Annotated in this window: 19 protein-coding genes; 16 read left to right on the top strand and 3 right to left on the bottom strand. The window is 61.5% G+C overall.

Annotation, left to right across the window (positions count from 1 at the left end; genetic code table 11):
* Positions 1-37: 37 nt before the first annotated feature.
* From fmt to CTR2_RS27135, 6 genes are all read left to right on the top strand, one after another.
* The gene (gene fmt / locus CTR2_RS27160) at positions 38-1003 is read left to right on the top strand and encodes a methionyl-tRNA formyltransferase (RefSeq protein WP_087085626.1); all 966 of its coding nucleotides are present in this window, start codon (positions 38-40) and stop codon (positions 1001-1003) included.
* Positions 1000-1770 carry an AzlC family ABC transporter permease gene (locus CTR2_RS27155; RefSeq protein ID WP_087085627.1) on the top strand — a complete coding sequence of 257 codons (771 nt, stop codon included), beginning with the start codon at positions 1000-1002 and terminating at the stop codon, positions 1768-1770. Before fmt ends, CTR2_RS27155 begins: the two co-directional genes overlap by 4 nt.
* Positions 1767-2099 (top strand): AzlD domain-containing protein, encoded by a 333-nt coding sequence (locus CTR2_RS27150; protein WP_087085628.1) that lies wholly within the window; start codon positions 1767-1769, stop codon positions 2097-2099. The genes CTR2_RS27155 and CTR2_RS27150 overlap by 4 nt, the downstream gene beginning before the upstream one ends.
* Before the next feature lie 222 nt (positions 2100-2321).
* Entirely contained in the window at positions 2322-3515 is a 1194-nt protein-coding gene (locus CTR2_RS27145; RefSeq protein ID WP_034394464.1) for a phosphoglycerate kinase, read from the top strand.
* Between the two features lie 296 nt (positions 3516-3811).
* Entirely contained in the window at positions 3812-4291 is a 480-nt protein-coding gene (locus CTR2_RS27140; protein ID WP_034347941.1) for a Crp/Fnr family transcriptional regulator, read from the top strand.
* Positions 4292-4433: 142 nt separating this feature from the next.
* Positions 4434-5099 (top strand): hypothetical protein, encoded by a 666-nt coding sequence (locus CTR2_RS27135; RefSeq protein ID WP_087085629.1) that lies wholly within the window; start codon positions 4434-4436, stop codon positions 5097-5099.
* 22 nt (positions 5100-5121) lie between these two features.
* Here the strand turns inward: CTR2_RS27135 and CTR2_RS27130 are convergent, their stop codons facing one another.
* Positions 5122-5679: an adenine phosphoribosyltransferase gene (locus CTR2_RS27130; RefSeq protein WP_087085630.1), complete on the bottom strand. Its 558-nt coding sequence runs from the start codon at positions 5677-5679 to the stop codon at positions 5122-5124.
* 111 nt (positions 5680-5790) lie between these two features.
* Here CTR2_RS27130 and CTR2_RS27125 point away from each other — a divergent pair, with 111 nt between their 5' ends.
* Genes CTR2_RS27125 through CTR2_RS27110 form a run of 4 tightly spaced genes read left to right on the top strand, consistent with a single transcriptional unit; the run spans position 5791 to position 8764 of the window.
* Positions 5791-6792: a KpsF/GutQ family sugar-phosphate isomerase gene (locus CTR2_RS27125; RefSeq protein ID WP_087085631.1), complete on the top strand. Its 1002-nt coding sequence runs from the start codon at positions 5791-5793 to the stop codon at positions 6790-6792.
* On the top strand, positions 6792-7352 hold the full coding sequence (locus CTR2_RS27120; RefSeq protein WP_087085632.1) for a KdsC family phosphatase: 561 nt from the start codon (positions 6792-6794) through the stop codon (positions 7350-7352). Before CTR2_RS27125 ends, CTR2_RS27120 begins: the two co-directional genes overlap by 1 nt.
* A complete protein-coding gene (gene lptC / locus CTR2_RS27115; protein ID WP_087085633.1) occupies positions 7349-7969 on the top strand; it encodes an LPS export ABC transporter periplasmic protein LptC in 621 nt (206 codons plus the stop codon). Before CTR2_RS27120 ends, lptC begins: the two co-directional genes overlap by 4 nt.
* A gap of 3 nt (positions 7970-7972) precedes the next feature.
* Positions 7973-8764, top strand: coding sequence for an SDR family oxidoreductase (locus tag CTR2_RS27110; RefSeq protein ID WP_087085634.1), 792 nt, complete (start codon positions 7973-7975; stop codon positions 8762-8764).
* Between the two features lie 97 nt (positions 8765-8861).
* On the opposite strand, the gene CTR2_RS27105 is transcribed toward CTR2_RS27110, so the two are convergent.
* Together CTR2_RS27105 and CTR2_RS27100 are read right to left on the bottom strand one after the other, a co-directional pair.
* On the bottom strand, positions 8862-9353 hold the full coding sequence (locus CTR2_RS27105; RefSeq protein WP_087085635.1) for an RNA recognition motif domain-containing protein: 492 nt from the start codon (positions 9351-9353) through the stop codon (positions 8862-8864).
* A gap of 240 nt (positions 9354-9593) precedes the next feature.
* Positions 9594-9986: an RNA recognition motif domain-containing protein gene (locus CTR2_RS27100; RefSeq protein WP_003072279.1), complete on the bottom strand. Its 393-nt coding sequence runs from the start codon at positions 9984-9986 to the stop codon at positions 9594-9596.
* 495 nt (positions 9987-10481) lie between these two features.
* Between CTR2_RS27100 and CTR2_RS27095 the strand changes: the two genes are divergently transcribed.
* The 6 genes from CTR2_RS27095 to CTR2_RS27070 all read left to right on the top strand — a co-directional run bounded on the left by CTR2_RS27095 (position 10482) and on the right by CTR2_RS27070 (position 17491).
* The gene (locus CTR2_RS27095) at positions 10482-11051 is read left to right on the top strand and encodes a TMEM165/GDT1 family protein (RefSeq protein ID WP_087085636.1); all 570 of its coding nucleotides are present in this window, start codon (positions 10482-10484) and stop codon (positions 11049-11051) included.
* A gap of 217 nt (positions 11052-11268) precedes the next feature.
* Complete coding sequence (gene metX / locus CTR2_RS27090) at positions 11269-12477, top strand: homoserine O-succinyltransferase MetX (RefSeq protein WP_087085637.1); 1209 nt, start codon at positions 11269-11271, stop codon at positions 12475-12477.
* Entirely contained in the window at positions 12474-13058 is a 585-nt protein-coding gene (gene metW, locus CTR2_RS27085) for a methionine biosynthesis protein MetW (RefSeq protein WP_003066861.1), read from the top strand. Before metX ends, metW begins: the two co-directional genes overlap by 4 nt.
* A gap of 297 nt (positions 13059-13355) precedes the next feature.
* Positions 13356-14840 carry a methyl-accepting chemotaxis protein gene (locus tag CTR2_RS27080; protein ID WP_087085638.1) on the top strand — a complete coding sequence of 495 codons (1485 nt, stop codon included), beginning with the start codon at positions 13356-13358 and terminating at the stop codon, positions 14838-14840.
* Positions 14841-14952: 112 nt separating this feature from the next.
* Positions 14953-16446 carry a M20 family metallopeptidase gene (locus tag CTR2_RS27075; protein WP_087085639.1) on the top strand — a complete coding sequence of 498 codons (1494 nt, stop codon included), beginning with the start codon at positions 14953-14955 and terminating at the stop codon, positions 16444-16446.
* 166 nt (positions 16447-16612) lie between these two features.
* On the top strand, positions 16613-17491 hold the full coding sequence (locus CTR2_RS27070; protein ID WP_087085640.1) for an alpha/beta hydrolase: 879 nt from the start codon (positions 16613-16615) through the stop codon (positions 17489-17491).

Below are 17491 nucleotides of genomic sequence, written 5' to 3'. Positions count from 1 at the left end.
TGGCAGCCGGTGGCTGCCTTTTTAATTTGTGAGTCCCATGAAAGTCATTTTTGCCGGCACGCCCGAATTTGCGCGCGTGGCCCTGGAGAGTCTGCTGGCTGCAGGTTTTGAAGTTCCGCTGGTGCTGACCCAACCGGACCGTCCGGCCGGGCGCGGCATGAAGCTGCAAGCCTCTCCCGTCAAGCAGTGCGCTTTGGAGCATGGCATCGCAGTGGCTCAGCCGTTGAGTCTGCGTCTGGACGGCAAATATCCCGAAGATGCCGCTGCCGCCAAGGCCGCGATCGATGCCGCTCAGGCCGATGTGATGGTGGTGGCGGCCTATGGCCTGATCCTGCCGCAGTGGGTGCTCGATACGCCGCGCCTGGGCTGCCTGAACATCCACGCCAGCCTGCTGCCGCGCTGGCGCGGTGCAGCGCCGATTCATCGCGCCATCGAGGCCGGTGACGCTGAAACTGGCGTCACCATCATGCAGATGGATGCAGGCCTGGATACCGGCGATATGTGCTTGATCGAGCGCCTGCCGATTGCTGCGCAAGACACCACGGCCAGTCTGCACGACAAGCTGGCCACGCTGGGCGGCCGCCTGATCGTGGAAGCGCTGGAAATGGCGGCCTGCGGCGGTCTGCCGCGCACGCCACAGCCCGCTGATGGCGTGAGCTATGCACACAAGATCGAGAAGGCCGAGAGCCTGATCGACTGGAGCGAAAGCGCTGATGTCATTGCGCGCCGCCTGCGTGCCTTCAATCCTTTCCCTGGCGGCGCCACCAGCCTGGGCGGTGAAGCCATCAAGGTCTGGGAAGCAGAGGCCCAGCAAGGCAGCGGCGTGCCCGGTTCCGTGCTGTCGGCCGACGCTCGGGGTGTGCGCGTGGCCTGTGGCAGTGGCGTGCTCAATATGACGCTGTTGCAGCGCGCGGGTGGCAAGCGTCTGGCCGCAGGCGATTTTCTGCGTGGTTTCGAGCTGCCCGCAGGCGCGCAACTGGGCGAGGGTGCTGGCGAGGTATGACGGATATGGCGTTCACGCTGAGTCAGCGTGCGAAATCGATAGTCAGGGATCCGTTCTTCTGGGTCGGCTCCAAGGAGATGGGCGGCACCGCCTTGGGCATCGCTGCCTGGGGCCTGGTAACCGGCGTGGCCATGGTCAAAAGCGGCCTGTCCGTTCCCCTGGCGCTGCTCATGGGTTTGACTGTCTATGCGGGCAGTGCCCAGCTGGCCGTGCTGCCGCTGATGGCCGTGGGGGCGCCGCTGTGGGTGGTCTGGTTCACCGCCATCTGCGTGAACCTGCGTTTTGTGATCCTGTCCAGCATGTGGCGCAGCTATTTCGCCAACCTGAGTCTGCGTCACCGTCTGGCCGTCGCCTATTTCAGCGGCGATGTGATTTTCGTGAACTTCATGAGCCGCTACCCAGAGGCCAGGCCGCAGCCCGAGCAACTGCCCTATTTCTGGGGTGCGGCTCTGACCAACTGGCTGGCCTGGCAGATCCCGTCAACGCTGGGCATTTTCCTGGCCGACCAGATTCCTCTGTCCTGGGGGCTGGGCTTTGCCGGTGTGCTAGCGTTGTTGGGCGTGCTGCTGTCCATGCTCAAGGACCGCGCAACCTGGGTGGCCTCCATCGTGGCCTGTACGGCAGCCGTGGCGGCTTTTGCGCTGCCGCTCAAGCTCAATATCTTGGTGGCGATCGCAGCTGCGGTGGCTGCAGGCCTGACGGCCGAGCAACTGCAAAAACAGGCCAGCCGACTGTCTGCGGTGAAGAATGAGGAGGAGCGGTCATGATGAGCAGTTTCTGGGTCATCGTCGCCTGTATCGGTCTGGCCCTCATCACGCTGATCACGCGTGCTTTTTTCATGATCCCCGAGCGTGAACTGCCGCTGCCCAACTGGCTCAAGCGCGGGCTCAAATACGCGCCGCTGGCGGCCCTGGCCGCAGTGATTGCGCCCGAGATCGTGATGAGCAATGGTCAGCTGATCAATAGTCTGGCCGATGCGCGACTGCCTGCGCTGGCCGCTTCTGTGGTGTATTTTTTTTACAAGCGCAGCATTCTCGGAACCATCGCACTGGGCATGGCAATCTACCTGCCGCTACATATCGGTATGGGCTGGTAGCCCCAGGGCCACAGAAAACAGGAGCTGCGTGCTCCTGTTTTCATATGGGCTACCGCTAAAAAGGTCTGAAACCTAGTTACAGCATGTGCAAGATGCTCCTGTTTTTGAGTCGAGTAAGCGGATGAAAACGATGGCTGCAAAGGGTGAACGACCTAAAATGCAGACAGATTTTTTGTTTTCCAACCTTTGTATGGGCGACTTTCGGAGTCGCTTTTTTGCTGCATGAACATCATCCGCTTCTCCGATCTGTGCGCCCAGGGCAAGGCCCAGGGCCAACGTGTTTTCATCCGTGCCGACCTGAATGTGCCCCTGAACGACGCTGGTGAAATCACCGAAGACACGCGTGTGCGCGCTTCCGTGCCTGCGATTGAAATGGCTTTGAAGGCAGGCGCTGCCGTGATGGTCACCAGCCACCTGGGCCGCCCCACCGAAGGTGAATTCAAGCCCCAGGACTCGCTGGCTCCCGTGGCCAAGCGCCTGTCCGAGCTGCTGGGCCGCGATGTGCCCCTGGTCGCCAACTGGGTGGACGGCGTGCAGATTGCCCCTGGCCAGGTCGTGCTGCTCGAGAACTGCCGTGTCAACGTGGGTGAAAAGAAGAACAAGCCCGAGCTGGCCCAGAAGCTGGCCAAGCTCTGCGACATCTTTGTGAACGACGCCTTCGGCACCGCTCACCGCGCCGAAGGCACGACCTACGGCATCGCCGAATACGCCCCCATCGCCTGTGCCGGCCCGCTGCTGTCGGCCGAGATCGACGCGTTGAACAAGGCCCTGGCAGCGCCCGCACGTCCCCTGGCCGCCATCGTGGCAGGCTCCAAGGTGTCCACCAAGCTGACCATCCTCAAGAGCCTGGCCGACAAGGTGGACCAGCTCATCGTGGGCGGCGGCATTGCCAACACCTTCATGCTGGCTGCCGGTCTGAAGATCGGCAAGAGCCTGGCCGAGCCCGATCTGGTGGCCGATGCCAAGGCCGTGATCGACGCCATGGCTGCCCGTGGTGCCAATGTGCCCGTGCCCACCGATGTGGTCACCGCCAAGACCTTTGCTGCCGACGCCGTGGCCACCGTCAAGAAGGCCTCCGAAGTGGCGGACGACGACATGATTCTGGACATCGGCCCGGAAACAGCAGCCCTGCTGGCAGAGCAGCTCAAAAAGGCCGGCACCATCGTCTGGAACGGCCCCGTGGGCGTGTTCGAGTTCGACCAGTTTGCCAATGGCACCAAGGTCATCGCCCAGGCGATTGCCGAGTCCCCCGCCTTCAGCATTGCCGGCGGCGGTGATACTCTGGCCGCCATTGCCAAGTACGGCATTGAAAAGGACGTGGGCTACATCTCCACCGGCGGCGGAGCCTTCCTGGAAGTGCTGGAGGGCAAGAAGTTGCCCGCTTTCGAGATCCTGGAAAAGCGCGCCAATGGCTGATTTCCCTGGGGAATGGCGCTAACCCTAATGGGAAGAGCAATGTAAGCTATCAAAAAAGGATCGAATCATCGATCCTTTTTTGCTTTGACGCGAATGAAGATGCAGACGCTTTGGGGAAGTAAAAGCAACTCCGTACCGCAAGTGATTGGCGGGACTGTCAGAGTCGCTTAGCATTCACCCTGCGTTGATGGTGAGCCATGGCGCGCTATGAATTTCTTTTACCCTGAGCGGCCGGGATGTGTATCCGGATTTGTCCACCCGGATGGCATGCGGCGTTCGCGTTCTACTCACTGCTTATGTTCGCTTCAACACCTCAGGATTTGTCGGCGCTGATCCAGGCGATGACGACCTCGGTTGCCACCGATACCGCTCAAAACGTGCTCAGTGCCGCTCAATGGGAGTTGCTGGCGCCGTATCTGCAGCCGATCAATCTGGCGGCCAGCGAGGTGTTGTTTGCCGAAGGGGCGCTGGATCGCAATCTGTACCTGGTGGAGTACGGCTCGCTGAGCGTGCATTACCAGGATTCGAAGGAAAGAATCCGCCTGGCTCTGGTGGGGCCGGGGGCGATTGTGGGGGAAGGGGCCTTCTTTGCCCATCGACCACGCAAGGCCACGGTTCAGGCCGCAGCGCCCAGCCGTCTATGGTGTCTGACAGCGCTGCGTTATTCCGAAATTGCCAACCGTCAGCCTGCTCTGGCCCTGGCGCTGCTGACCATGGCAGGTCAGGTACTGGCCCGCCGTGCAGGGGACAGTCGTCGCCGGGTGGCCAGCACCTGAGTGAAGATTTTTTGTGTTCCGGCCGGTTTGGCGGCTTGATCCACGTCGGACAACGGCTAATATTTCAGCCAATGTCATGAGCTGCTTCAGACCAAGAGGCAGAATGTGTCCTCTTGTAAATATTGCCTGATCGAGTGTGCCCATGTCCCTGTTTCGATGGTTTTCTCGCGCGCCTCGTCAAGACGACGGTACGCCAGCATCGCGCCACGAGGATGATCCGGGGGCGCGTCAGTCGCAGCGCCGGGAGCGCTCGGCCAGACGCGAGCAGCTGTACGTCATCGTGCGCGAAGCCATGGTCAGGGTCGGCATTCTCTCTGCCGGCTACAAGTTCAAGGTGCTTTCGCTGGACAACGTCGGCCAGCGCTTTGTCGTGATGGTGGATCTGGCTCCTGCATACGCTGCGGATGCTCCGCAGCAAAGACGTATCGAGGCCTTGATTGCCGAGCTCGCCAGAACTCGCATGGATGCAGGGGTTCACGCCGTTTACTGGCGCGTGAATGGGCAGCTTCAAAGCGCTGCCAGCCCTGATTTTGCGCAGACGCAGTTTGACGGGGCCGTACCCCCGATGAAGGCGCCACGCCATGCTCCGGTCGCGGCACATTCAGGCCGCTCTTTCGAGCCCATTGACGCGCAGGAAATGGATGCGTTCAAGCAGGCAGTGGCCATGGCTGCTGTATCGCCCGCGAGTGTGCGCCAATCACGCCAGGCGCCATTGCTGGGCCCTGGCTCCGGCCATGAGGAAGGCGGCGAATTTGCCGTGTCCGGACTGGGCTCTCTGGGCACGACGCAGTACGGAGAGCTGCGCTGATCCAGGGCTGTTGCGGGGCTGTTCAGTGTCCGGCAAAGTCGACCAGAGTGAACAGGGGCAGGCCGCTGTCCTTGAGGTGCTTGGAACCGCCCAGTTCCGGCAGATCCACAATCGCTGCGCCTTCCACCACGGTAGCCCCCAGTTTTTCCAGCAGCTTCTTGCCGGCCATCATGGTGCCGCCGGTGGCGATCAAATCGTCGATCAGCAACACACGGTCGCCGGACTTGACGGCATCGGTATGCAGTTCCACGGTGGCGCTACCGTATTCGAGCTCATAGGTTTCTTCGACCGTGGTGAAGGGCAGCTTGCCTTTTTTGCGGATGGGCACAAAGCCGACATTGAGCTCGTGCGCGATCACGGCACCCAGAATGAATCCGCGGGCATCCAGACCTGCGACCACATCGGGGCGCAGCTTGGGGTCCATGTAACGGTGCACAAAGGCGTCGGTCATGACGCGAAAGACTTTGGGGTCCTGCAGCAGGGGCGTGATGTCGCGGAACTGCACGCCCGGTGCAGGCCAGTCCGGCACGGTACGGATATGGTCGCGCAGATAGTCGTTGACGCTGGTGGAAGATTGCATGGCTGGCCTGAGTTTCTTGAATGCTCGTCAGTGTATGGGCTCGGGCCTGAAATGCAGGTCAAAGGGATGTTGCCCGCTGCCCGGCTGGCAGGGGCTGGCTAAAATCCGGGCATGAATTCTGATGCTGCCAATTCGCGTCTGATCGACGCACCGCGAGCTTTGAACCTGGCCCGCGAGGCCCTGGATATCGAGGCCGCCGCCCTGCGTTCCATGTCCGAGCGCCTCAATGGCGCATTCACGGCCGTGGTGCAGCGCATTCTGCAGTTGCCGGGCCGGGTGGTGGTCATGGGCATGGGCAAAAGCGGGCATGTGGGCCGGAAGGTGGCTGCGACGCTCGCGTCCACAGGGACCCCCTCCTTTTTCGTGCATCCCGCAGAAGCCAGTCATGGCGACCTGGGCATGCTGACACAGGACGATCTGGTGCTGGCTCTGTCCAATAGCGGCGAGACCGATGAGCTGACTGGCGTGTTGCCCGCCATCAAGCGCATGGGCGTGCCCCTGGTGGCCGTGACCGGCGGTCTGCAATCGACACTGGCCAAGCATGCAGACTGGGTGCTGGATACACGCGTCGACAAGGAAGCCTGTCCTCTGAATCTGGCGCCCACTGCGAGCACGACCGCCCAGCTGGCCATGGGAGATGCGCTGGCCGTGGCCCTGCTCGACGCCCGTGGCTTTGGCGCCGAGGATTTTGCGCGCTCGCATCCTGGTGGAGCGCTGGGTCGGCGCCTGCTGACCCATGTGCGCGACGTGATGCGTCGTGGTGTCGATGTGCCCCAGGTTGCCCAGGACGTAAGCAGCGTGGACCTGATGCGCGAGATGAGTGCCAAGGGCCTGGGTTGCTCCGCCGTGGTCAACGCAGCCGGTGAGCTGGTGGGGATCTTTACCGATGGTGATTTGCGCCGCTGTGTGGAAGCCGGCGTGGACCTGCGCAGCCGCACGGCGCAGGACGTCATGCACGCCAGGCCTCTGACGATCAAGCCTGATCTGCTGGCGGTGGCCGCGGCCCGCATGATGGAAGAGCATGGCATTACCGCAGTGCTGGTGGCCGATGACAACCAGCGCCTGCAGGGTGTGGTGCATATTCGCGATCTGATGCGCGCCAAGGTGATTTGATGAACCGACCTGCTCTGACACCCCGCCAGCAATGGGACCCGCAGCTGTTGCTCAAGGCCCAGGGAATTCGCGTGGTCTTCTTCGATGTGGATGGCGTCCTGACCGACGGCGGCCTTTACTTCTCGGGTGAGGGTGAGGTCCTCAAGCGCTTCCATACGCTGGATGGTCATGGCCTGAAAATGTTGCAAAAGGCTGGCATCACGCCAGCCGTGGTGACGGGGCGAGACTCCGCGCCGCTGCGTTTGCGCTTGAAGCAACTGGGCATTGAACATGCGCGCTTTGGCACGGAAGACAAAGTGCCGGCTGCCGAGTCCATCTTGGCTGAACTGGGTCTGCAATGGCAGCAGGCCGCCGCCATGGGGGACGACTGGCCCGATCTTCCCGTCATGCGTCGCAGCCACTTTTCCTGCGCACCCGCCAATGCCCATGACGAGGCATCCCATGTGGCGGACTGGGTCAGTGGCAAGAATGGCGGAGAGGGGGCGGTGCGGCAGTTCTGCGATCTGCTGCTGGCCGCCAATGGTGTTTATGCGGCGCTGCTTTCGGGGTATGGCTCATGAGCGGGCAATGGCGCCGTGTGGGCGACAAGGCCTCGATGTACCTCCCGGTGCTCATCATGGGCCTGCTGGCGCTGGGCACCTGGTGGCTGGTGCGCAATGCTCCCAAGCCGATTGTCAGTGGCACGGAGAAGGCCGTGCGGCACGATCCGGACTATTTCCTCAAAGACTTCGTCATCAAGAATTTCGAAGCATCGGGCCGCCTCAAAAATCGCCTGAATGGCGCGACAGGTGAGCACTTTCCCGATACCGATACGCTGGAAGTCTACGATGCACGCATGCTGAGCTTCACGCCTGATGGACGCAAGACCGTGGGCAGCTCCAACCGTGCATTGAGCAATGGCGACGGCTCGGAAATCCAGATGTTCGGCCAGGCCGTCATTCAGCGCGAGCCGGTGCCTGCAACTGCAACCCAGAAGGCCTTGCCTGCCATGCGGCTGGAGAGCGAGTTCCTGCAAATCTGGCCCAATGACGAGCGCGTCAGCACCAACAAACCTGTGGTCATGACCCGTGGCAATGACAGATTCACGGGTGACAGCATGCAGTACGCGCACCTTGATCAGATTCTGCAGATGCAGGGGCGGGTCAAGGGTGTCATCCTGCCCAGCCAGAAGCCGTAAATCATGACAGGGCATGGTGCCGGACTCGTCTATATCACCGGTGCTTCCAGCGGCATAGGGCAGGCCCTGGCCTGGTACTACTATCAGCGTGGCTGGTCGATCGCATTGGTGGCCAGACGCACCGTCCTCATGGAGCAATGGGCGCGGTCCAGGCACATGGATGCATCCCGCTACGCTGTCTATGGCGCGGATGTCACGGACATCGACAGCATCTGCGGTGCTGCGAAGGCCTGTCTTGAGCGCCAGGGTCTGCCCGATGTCGTTATCGCCAACGCGGGGGTCAGCTGGGGCGTGGATACCTCCTTGCGCGAGGATCTTGAGGTCATGCAGCAGGTGCTGGCCAGCAACACCATGGGGCTGGCGGCAAGCTTTCAGCCGTTTATTACGCCCATGGTGCGACGCGGTTCCGGGCGTCTGGTAGGTATTTGCAGTGTGGCTGGTATTCGCGGCTTGCCCGGCCATGCCGCATATTCGGCCAGTAAAGCGGCAGCCATTGCTTATTGTGAGAGTCTGCGTGTTGAGTTGCAGAAATCCGGAGTCTCTGTGACCAGTTTATTGCCTGGCTATGTGGACACTCCGTTGACGAAAAATAATCCGTATTCCATGCCTTTTCTGCTCTCGCCCGAGGAGTTCGCAAGGCGTGCCTTTCGGGTTATCGAGCGCAAAGCCAGATATGCGATTATTCCCTGGCAGATGAGGATTGTCGGCAGCGTAATGCGGGTGTTGCCCGCTTATCTGTGGGATAGATTGACTCTGGGGAAAACCAGAAAGCCCAGGCATCTAAAAAAGGATTGAGTGGAAGACATTGGGAAAATGACTATGCATTTGAATGTCCTCGAAAATAAATAAAGGCACGCTATCGTGCCTTTATTTTCGAGCTGTTAACAGAAGCTCATTCGCCGTGGTTATTACCACCACCGTAGCCGCCGCGACCACCGTGGCGTGGGCCTGAGCCATAGGGGCTGCGGAAGCCGCCTTCGCCGCGACCACCACCACCATAGCCACCGCCGTCGCCGCGGCCATAGCCACCGCCTTCACTACGGCCGCCACCATAACCACCATCGCGATTACCACCGCCAAAACCGCCTTCACCGCGGAAGCCGCCGCCAAAACCGCCGGATCGAGGAGGACGGGGTTCCATGGGGCGCGCTTCATTCACGACGAGGCTGCGACCACCCAGGGGTTGGCCATTCATACCCTGAATGGCAGCCTGTGCTTCCGCTTCACTGGCCATTTCCACAAAACCAAAGCCTTTGGAGCGGCCGGTGTCTCGTTCCATCATGACGCGCGCACTTGCGACGGCGCCAAACTGGCCGAACGCCTGCTCCAGATCGTTGTCGCGCACACCATAAGGAAGGTTGCCGACATACAGCTTATTGCCCATTAATAACTCCTAGCTCCTCAATGCTTCAATGGCGCGATTGAATTCAGGATGGTCGTCGTATTTCCATGGGAAACATGAAAAAGAATCCTGAACACCTATTCGCTTGTGAACGGGAAATGCCCCGAGAAAGGAATTATGACGGAGAACAAGGAAAAAAATAAATGCTCGAAAACCGCGTTGCTAACGTTTAGCAACAAAAAAAGGATCCGAAGATCCTTTTTTGTTATTGGCAATAACTGATTAGTAGCTATTGCGACGGCCGTAGCCGCCATCGCCACGGCCGCCGCCGAAGCCGCCGTCACCACGGCCACCGCCGAAACCGCCACCGCCTTCACGGCCGCCACCGAAACCGCCGCCAAAGCCGCCGGAACGGGGAGGACGGGGTTCCATGGGACGTGCTTCGTTCACGACCAGGTCACGGCCGCCACGGTTTTGGCCGTGCAGGCCCTGGATAGCGGCTTGCGCCTCGGCATCGCTGCCCATTTCCACAAAACCAAAGCCCTTGGAACGGCCGGTGTCGCGCTCCATCATCACCTTGGCGCTGTTCACAGTGCCGAACTCGCTGAAGCTGTCTTGCAGATCTTGGTCGCGGAAAGAGTAAGGCAGATTGCCTACGTAAAGCTTGTTGCCCATGCTGGACTCCTGAAAAAACTTGAAAACGCGATGGAGCCCTAGGGAGTCAGCCTTGGATGACAACATTAGAGACGCTAACGCACTTGCCCCATCCAGAAATTGCTTTCCAGACAAAGACTCGTGCATTATGAGTCACAAGAGAAGCCGTAGTATTACGAAAAGATCAAATTTCGTGTTTGTAACAACATTGTCCTTATGGGAGTTACCCTGAAATACAAAATTTTGAATATTCAAATAAGCAGTTGTCTTACAGGGTTAAACAGATAGAATGACGGCTTACTTTCTTTGGGGAGTAGGCCGTTCGGCAGCCAGCTGCCGGATGCATGCGTCAACAGACTTGGGTCCTCGTGACCTATGGCGCATGCGGCACAGCGTGCAATGCGCGGTGCGACCGGTCGAGACCATTGATTACGTACCGAGAAAACCTATGAAGAGATAGGCCGGAGTCGGTGCGTGATCAATGCGTTCTGGCAACTCCGGCCGTCTATCCCCATCATGGAAGCCTTTCTCATATCTACCTCCATCGTCGCCCTGGCCGAGATGGGGGACAAGACCCAACTGCTGTCATTGGTACTGGCAGCCAAGTTCCGCAAACCACTGCCCATCGTGGCCGGCATTTTTGTCGCGACGCTGGTCAACCATGCTCTGGCCGGCGCCGTGGGCAACTGGATCACCACGATGCTGGGTCCCGACGTGCTGCGCTGGATCCTGGGGGTTTCATTCATCCTCATGGCGGGCTGGATGCTGATTCCCGACAAGTTAGACGATGACGACACCGGCAATGGCGCCGGGCGTTGGGGTGTCTTCGGTACGACGCTGATGCTGTTCTTCCTAGCCGAGATGGGGGACAAGACCCAACTGGCCACGGTGGGCCTAGCCGCCAAGTACCCTCTGTCGTATTACTGGGTGGTGGCTGGAACCACGCTGGGCATGATGCTGGCCAATGCACCGGTGGTGTGGTTTGGCGAGAAGATCACCAAGAAGCTACCGATCAAGACGATTCACCGTGTGTGCGCCGTGATCTTCCTGGTGCTGGGTGTGGCGGCGCTCCTGACCAAAGTGTGAAACTACCAAAAGCATAGCTATTTGCACAAGGCTCAAAAGGCTTGGACAGCTTTGACAGTCTCCTTTTGAGTTCGGTGCAATGAATGCAGTACACTGTATTTTTCACGCGCCGATTTGCCAAAGCTTGCGGGCGCTTTATAAATCCAGCTAAAGACCCGTCCGCGAAGTGACAGTACACCGACCCGGCCTCGTTTTTAGCGATGCCGGGTTTTTTCATATGTCCTTCATCGCGACACCTCAGTTCATGCATTTTGATGAGCCGCTGCCCTTGCAGAGCGGTGGTTCCATCGCCGATTACGATCTTGCCTTCGAGACCTATGGCCAGCTCAATGCCGACAAGAGCAACGCCATCGTGGTCTGTCATGCGCTCAATGCCTCCCATCATGTAGCCGGCAGCTACGAGGGCCAGCCCAAGAGCGAAGGCTGGTGGGACAACATGATCGGCCCGGGCAAGCCCGTCGATACCGACAAGTTCTTTGTCATCGGCATCAACAATCTGGGCTCCTGCTTCGGCTCTACCGGCCCCATGCACACCAACTCGGCCACGGGCAAGCCCTATGGAGCGGATTTTCCCGTGGTGACGGTGGAGGACTGGGTGGATGCGCAGGCGCGTCTGCTGGACCGCCTGGGCATCGAGAGGCTCGCCGCCGTGCTGGGCGGCAGCCTGGGCGGCATGCAGGCCCTGTCCTGGACGCTGCGCCATCCCGAGCGCATGCGCCATGCCGTGGTGGTGGCCAGCGCGCCGAATCTGAACGCCGAGAACATCGCTTTCAACGAGGTGGCACGTCGTGCCATCGTCACCGACCCGGATTTCAACGGCGGCCATTTCTACGAGCATGGCGTGGTGCCCGCGCGCGGTCTGCGCATCGCGCGCATGATAGGCCACATCACCTATCTGAGCGATGACGTGATGAACCAGAAGTTCGGCCGCAGCCTCAGGGCCTCGGCGCTCCCCGCTGAGGGGACTGACCTGGCTCGGGGCGGCCCGGCGTCGGATCGGCGCGATTACCTGTACAGCACCCAGGATGTGGAGTTCCAGATCGAGAGCTATCTGCGCTACCAGGGCGAGAAGTTCAGCGGCTACTTTGACGCAAACACCTATCTGCTCATCACGCGCGCACTGGACTATTTCGATCCGGCGCGCTCCCATGACGGCGATCTGACCCGGGCGCTGGCCGTGGCCAAGGCCCGGTTCCTGCTGGTGAGCTTCACGACGGACTGGCGCTTTGCCCCGGCGCGCAGCCGAGAGATCGTCAAGTCACTGCTGGAGAACAACCGCGACGTCAGCTATGCCGAGATCGACGCCCCCCATGGTCATGATGCGTTTTTGCTTGATGACCCACGCTATATGGGCGTGATGCGCTCCTATTTTGAAGGCATTGCCAAAGAACTGAACACCGCCGAACGCGTAGGAGAAGCCGCATGACCGAGTTGACCACCATGAAAGCCATTGCCCAGTTGGTGCCCGAAGGCGCACGCGTGCTGGACCTGGGTTGTGGCGACGGCGCGTTGCTCGAGCATCTGGTGCGCGAGCGCGGCTGTACGGGCTATGGCGTGGAGCTGGACGACGCCAATGTGCTGGCCTGTACGCGCCGCGGCGTGAACGTGCTGCAGCTCAATCTGGAGGATGGCCTGGCCATCTTCGGCGACAACAGCTTCGATGTGGTGCTGCAGATCGACACCTTGCAGCATTTGCGCAATGCCGAAGTGATGCTGCAGGAGACGGCCCGCATCGGCAAGCAAGGCGTGGTTGCCTTTCCCAACTTTGCACATTGGCAAAATCGCTTTTCCGTGCTGCGCGGGCGCATGCCGGTCACGCGTCGCCTGCCCTATCAGTGGTATGACACGCCGAATATCCGGGTGGGCACCTACAAGGACTTCGAGGTGCTGGCCACCAAGAACCGCCTGCGCATTCGCGACTCCTTCGGTCTGCAAAACGGGCAGGTGGTGAGGAGCCTGCCCAATCTGTTGGCGACAACGGCGGTGTTTCACTTCGAACATGCCTGATTGCTGCTCTTGAAACAGTAGCTAATTACGATTCATTGGCAATGAATCGGGTATTGATTCACATCGAATTCAACGCCTGATAAGAGTCGGAAGCTCTTAAATCTGAGAAGGCCGCACTCCTGCGGCAAGGCGGCGGTGCTGCTGCAATGCGAAGATGTAAGCATTTGATTCATAATCAATTGCTTATTTCTTTTTGATCTGAATCAATGCGCCGAAGCTTCGGCCGGTGCGCGCCTTGCCATGCGTTTTAGTTCCCGTCTCATTTTTTGCTCGGCTGCACCTGCAGCCTTGTTTGTTTTGGCGCTGCTCAGCAGCCAGTGGGGGCTGGCCCGCACACAGTCCGACTTCGACGACTATCTGAGGAACAATCAAGCCGTGGTGGCGCAGTTGCAGGAGCTGTATGCCCAGGGTCTGCAATCGGGCCAAGCACTGCGCAATATCGTGATGGATCCGTCGGACGGGCAGGCCGTGCAGAACCTGGGCAATGCCCGTCGGGCCTATGACGCCGCTTATGACGATCTGAGCCAGCGCGTGCAGGGCACGGCCATGGAAGTCGCCGTCAAGAGCCTGCAGGCCTTGCGCCAGGCCCAGTCCGAAGCGCAGGACCAGATCGTGACTCTGGCGGCCGAGGACTATGACACCGCCGCCGCCGCGCTCAAGACCCGGGAAACCCCGGCTTGGCGCAAGTTGCGCGAAGCTGTGCTGCAACAGCTCAAGGCGGCCCGTGATGAGGCCGAGGCATCGCATGTGACCACCCGTGCCAGCGCCCAGCGCATGCAGCTGTGGTCGGGTTTGCTGGCCCTGCTGGCCGTGGTCATCTCGGCCACGCTGCTCTGGGTGATGGTGCGCACGCTGCGCAGCGAGCTGGGCGGAGACCCGGCCGATGCGCGCAAGGCGTTGCGCCGTGTGGCCGATGGCGATCTGACCGATGGGAGCTCGGGCGGCATGGCCCGGGGGCTGATGTCCGATCTGCAAGCCATGCGCGGCGGGCTGCGCGAACTGGTCCGGCGCGTGCACGGCGCATCGGTGCAGATGCAACATGCCTCCAGCGAGATTGCCCAGGGCAATGCCGACCTGTCTGCCCGTACCGAAAGCCAGGCCAGCGCGCTGGAGGAAACGGCGGCCAGCATGGAGCAGCTCAGCGCCACCGTGCGCCAGAACGCCGATAGCGCCCAGACGGCCAATCAGTTGGCGCAGAACGCCTCGCAAGTGGCCCAGGAGGGCGGTGCCGTAGTAGCGCGCGTTGTGCAGACCATGCAGGACATCAACACCAGCAGCTCGCGCATTGCCGACATCATCGGCGTCATAGACTCCATCGCCTTCCAGACCAATATCCTGGCACTGAACGCGGCCGTGGAGGCTGCACGCGCCGGTGAACAGGGCCGAGGCTTTGCCGTGGTGGCCAGCGAGGTGCGCGCCCTGGCGGGGCGCAGCGCCGATGCGGCCAAGGAAATCAAGACCCTGATCACTGCCAGCGTGGAACGCGTGGCAGACGGCAGTGCTCTGGTCGACCAGGCAGGTCACACCATGGACGAGATCGTCAGAGCCATTCACCGCGTGACGGACATCATGGGCGAGATCAGCGCAGCGAGTAGCGAGCAGAGCGCAGGCGTGGCCCAGGTCGGCGAGGCTGTCATGCAGATGGACCGGGCCACGCAGCAAAACGCCGCCCTGGTGGAGGAAAGCGCAGCCGCTGCAGAGGGGCTGCGCCAACAGGCCGAAAGCCTGCTGACGGAGGTTTCCCGCTTTCAATTGGAGCGTGGGGCGCTGACATTGCACTAAACCCTGATCCGCCATGTCAATGCCTGCGGCGCAGGCGTCGGCATTGGCGCACAATCACGGGCATGGCGCGGGCCCGTCATGGCTCGCAGCCCCGTCACTGAAGGAGCCGACCATGAACGCACGCACTCCCGCCAATCTGCTGCAGCCCCAGGATGCGCTGCAGCACATCACCGAGCAGTGGGACCAGAGCATCGTCCCCGAGCTGACCAACTACATCACCATCCCCGCCAAGTCGCCCATGTTTGCGCCCGATTGGGAGCAGCAAGGCCATATCGCCACCGTGCTGCGCAACGCTGCGGCCTGGGTGGAGGCGCAGAAGGTGGCCGGGCTGACGCTGGAAGTGATTCAGCAGCCGGGGCGCACGCCGGTCATCTTCTTCGAGGTGGAAGGCACGGCAGAGAAGGCCTCGACCAGCCCCACGGTGCTGATGTACGGCCACCTCGACAAGCAGCCCGAGTTCGAAGGCTGGCGCAGCGATCTGGGCCCCTGGACGCCCAAATACGAGGACGGCAAGCTCTATGGCCGTGGCGGAGCCGACGACGGCTATGCGGTCTATGCCAGCGTGGCGGCGATTCAGGAGCTCAAGCGCCAGAACGTGCCCCATCCGCGCATCGTGGCCATCATCGAGACCTGCGAGGAAAGCGGCTCGGCCGATCTGCTGCCCTATGTGGATGCCTTGCGCCCGCGTCTGGGCGATGTGGGCCTGGTGATCTGTCTCGACAGCGGTGCCGGCAACTACGACCAGCTGTGGCTGACCACCAGCCTGCGCGGCATGGCCAGCGGCACGCTCAAGGTGCAGATCCTCACCGAGGGTGTGCACTCGGGCGATGCCTCGGGCGTGGTGCCATCGTCCTTTCGCATCATGCGTCAGGTGCTGGACCGTCTCGAGGACAGCAAGAACGGCCGCGTGCTGCCGCAGAGCTTTCACTGCGAGGTGCCGGTCGAGCGCATGGCGCAGATCCGCGCCACGGCGGAGATACTCGGCGAGGACGCCTATGCGCGCTTTCCCTGGGCGCACTACGACTGCGGCGGCTCGGCCCGTGTGTCCCTGCCCACGACCACCGATCCGGTCCAGGCGCTGGTGCGCCGCACCTGGGAGCCCACGCTGAGCGTGACCGGTGTGGAGGGCATGCCCAATCTGCAAAATGCCGGCAATGTGCTGCGCCCCTACACGGCCTTCAAGCTCAGCTTGCGCCTGCCGCCGCTGGTCGATGCCGCAGCCTGCGTGCAGGAGATGAAAGCCTTGCTGGAGGACAACGCGCCCTATGAGGCCAGGGTGACCTGGGAAGGCCTGTCCAGCTCCAGCGGCTGGAATGCGCCGGGCATGGACGGCTGGTTCGAGAATGCGCTCAATGCCGCCAGCCGGGCCCATTTCGGTGCCGGCTGCGGCTATATCGGCCAGGGCGGCACGATTCCGCTGATGAACATGCTGAGCAAGGGCTTTCCCAAGGCGCAGATGATGGTCTGCGGCGTGCTGGGCCCCAAGAGCAATGCCCACGGCCCCAACGAATTCCTCCATGTGCCCTATGCCAAGAAGCTCACGGCTTCGGTGGCCGAGGTGATTGCTGCCATGGCCCGCCATCAGACGGAAGCTGCGCAGGCTTGAATAGTCATTGCCAAACAGCGGTCAGTGCTGATCTTCAAGGCGCTGACAGCTGTATTTGGGTATTGGCGTTGTCGATTTCCGGTGGCCAGATCGGGGACTGTCACGGTTGACGTGCGCTGGTGGCGGCTGCATCCTGCAAGCTCTTGCCAGCCTGAAGAGATCGTGCATGACGCCTACCGATACCCGTACCCAGACGACGCCCCGGTTGCTGCATATGGCCGCATCGGACGCCACTCAGCTTGCGCTGCGCGACTGGCTGCTGGCGCCGGGCGTCAAGCCCCGTGCCCAGGTGTTGCTGGTACATGGCCTGGGCGAGCACAGCGGCCGCTATGCCGCGCTGGCACAGCGGCTCAACGAGCACGGCTTTGCTGTGCGGGCCTATGACCAGTACGGCCACGGCCTGTCGGGCGGGCCGCAGGGAGGCCTGACCAGCGATATGCGCTTGCTCGACGATCTGGCCGTGGTGCTCGATGCCACACGTGCAGCCATGCCCAAGCATCAGTCCCTGGTGCTGCTGGGGCACAGCCTGGGTGGGTTGGTGGCTGCGGATTTTGTCGCCTCCGGTCTGCGCCATGTGGATGGGCTGGTGCTGTCCTCGCCGGCGCTGGCTCTGCATCTGTCGGGTGTGCAGAAGGCACTGGTGGCGAGCCTGCCCAGGCTGCTGCCCAATTTGCGCGTGGCCAATGGCGTGCAGTCCGCGCATCTTTCGCATGATCCCGAAGTGGCCCAGGCCTATGACGCCGATGCACTGCAGCACAGACGCATCAGCGCCCGGCTGGCGCGCTATATGGCCGAGGGCGGCCGCCACGTGCTGTCCAAGGCGACGGCCTGGTGCGTGCCCACGCTGCTGCTATGGGCCGGACAGGACAAGCTGGTCAATCCGGCCGGCAGCGCCGCCTTTGCCGCCCAGGCGCCACGCGATCTGGTGCAGTCCCAGTGCTTTGAGGCGGCCTATCACGAGATCTTCAACGAGAGCCCTGAACTTGCTGCGCCGGTTTTTGCGCGACTCGAGCAGTGGCTGGATCAGCGCTTTCCGGCGGCTTGA

It is taken from the genome of Comamonas thiooxydans (assembly GCF_002157685.2).
Taxonomy (GTDB): domain Bacteria; phylum Pseudomonadota; class Gammaproteobacteria; order Burkholderiales; family Burkholderiaceae_C; genus Comamonas; species Comamonas testosteroni_H.
This window is presented reverse-complemented; position numbering and strand designations above follow the sequence as displayed.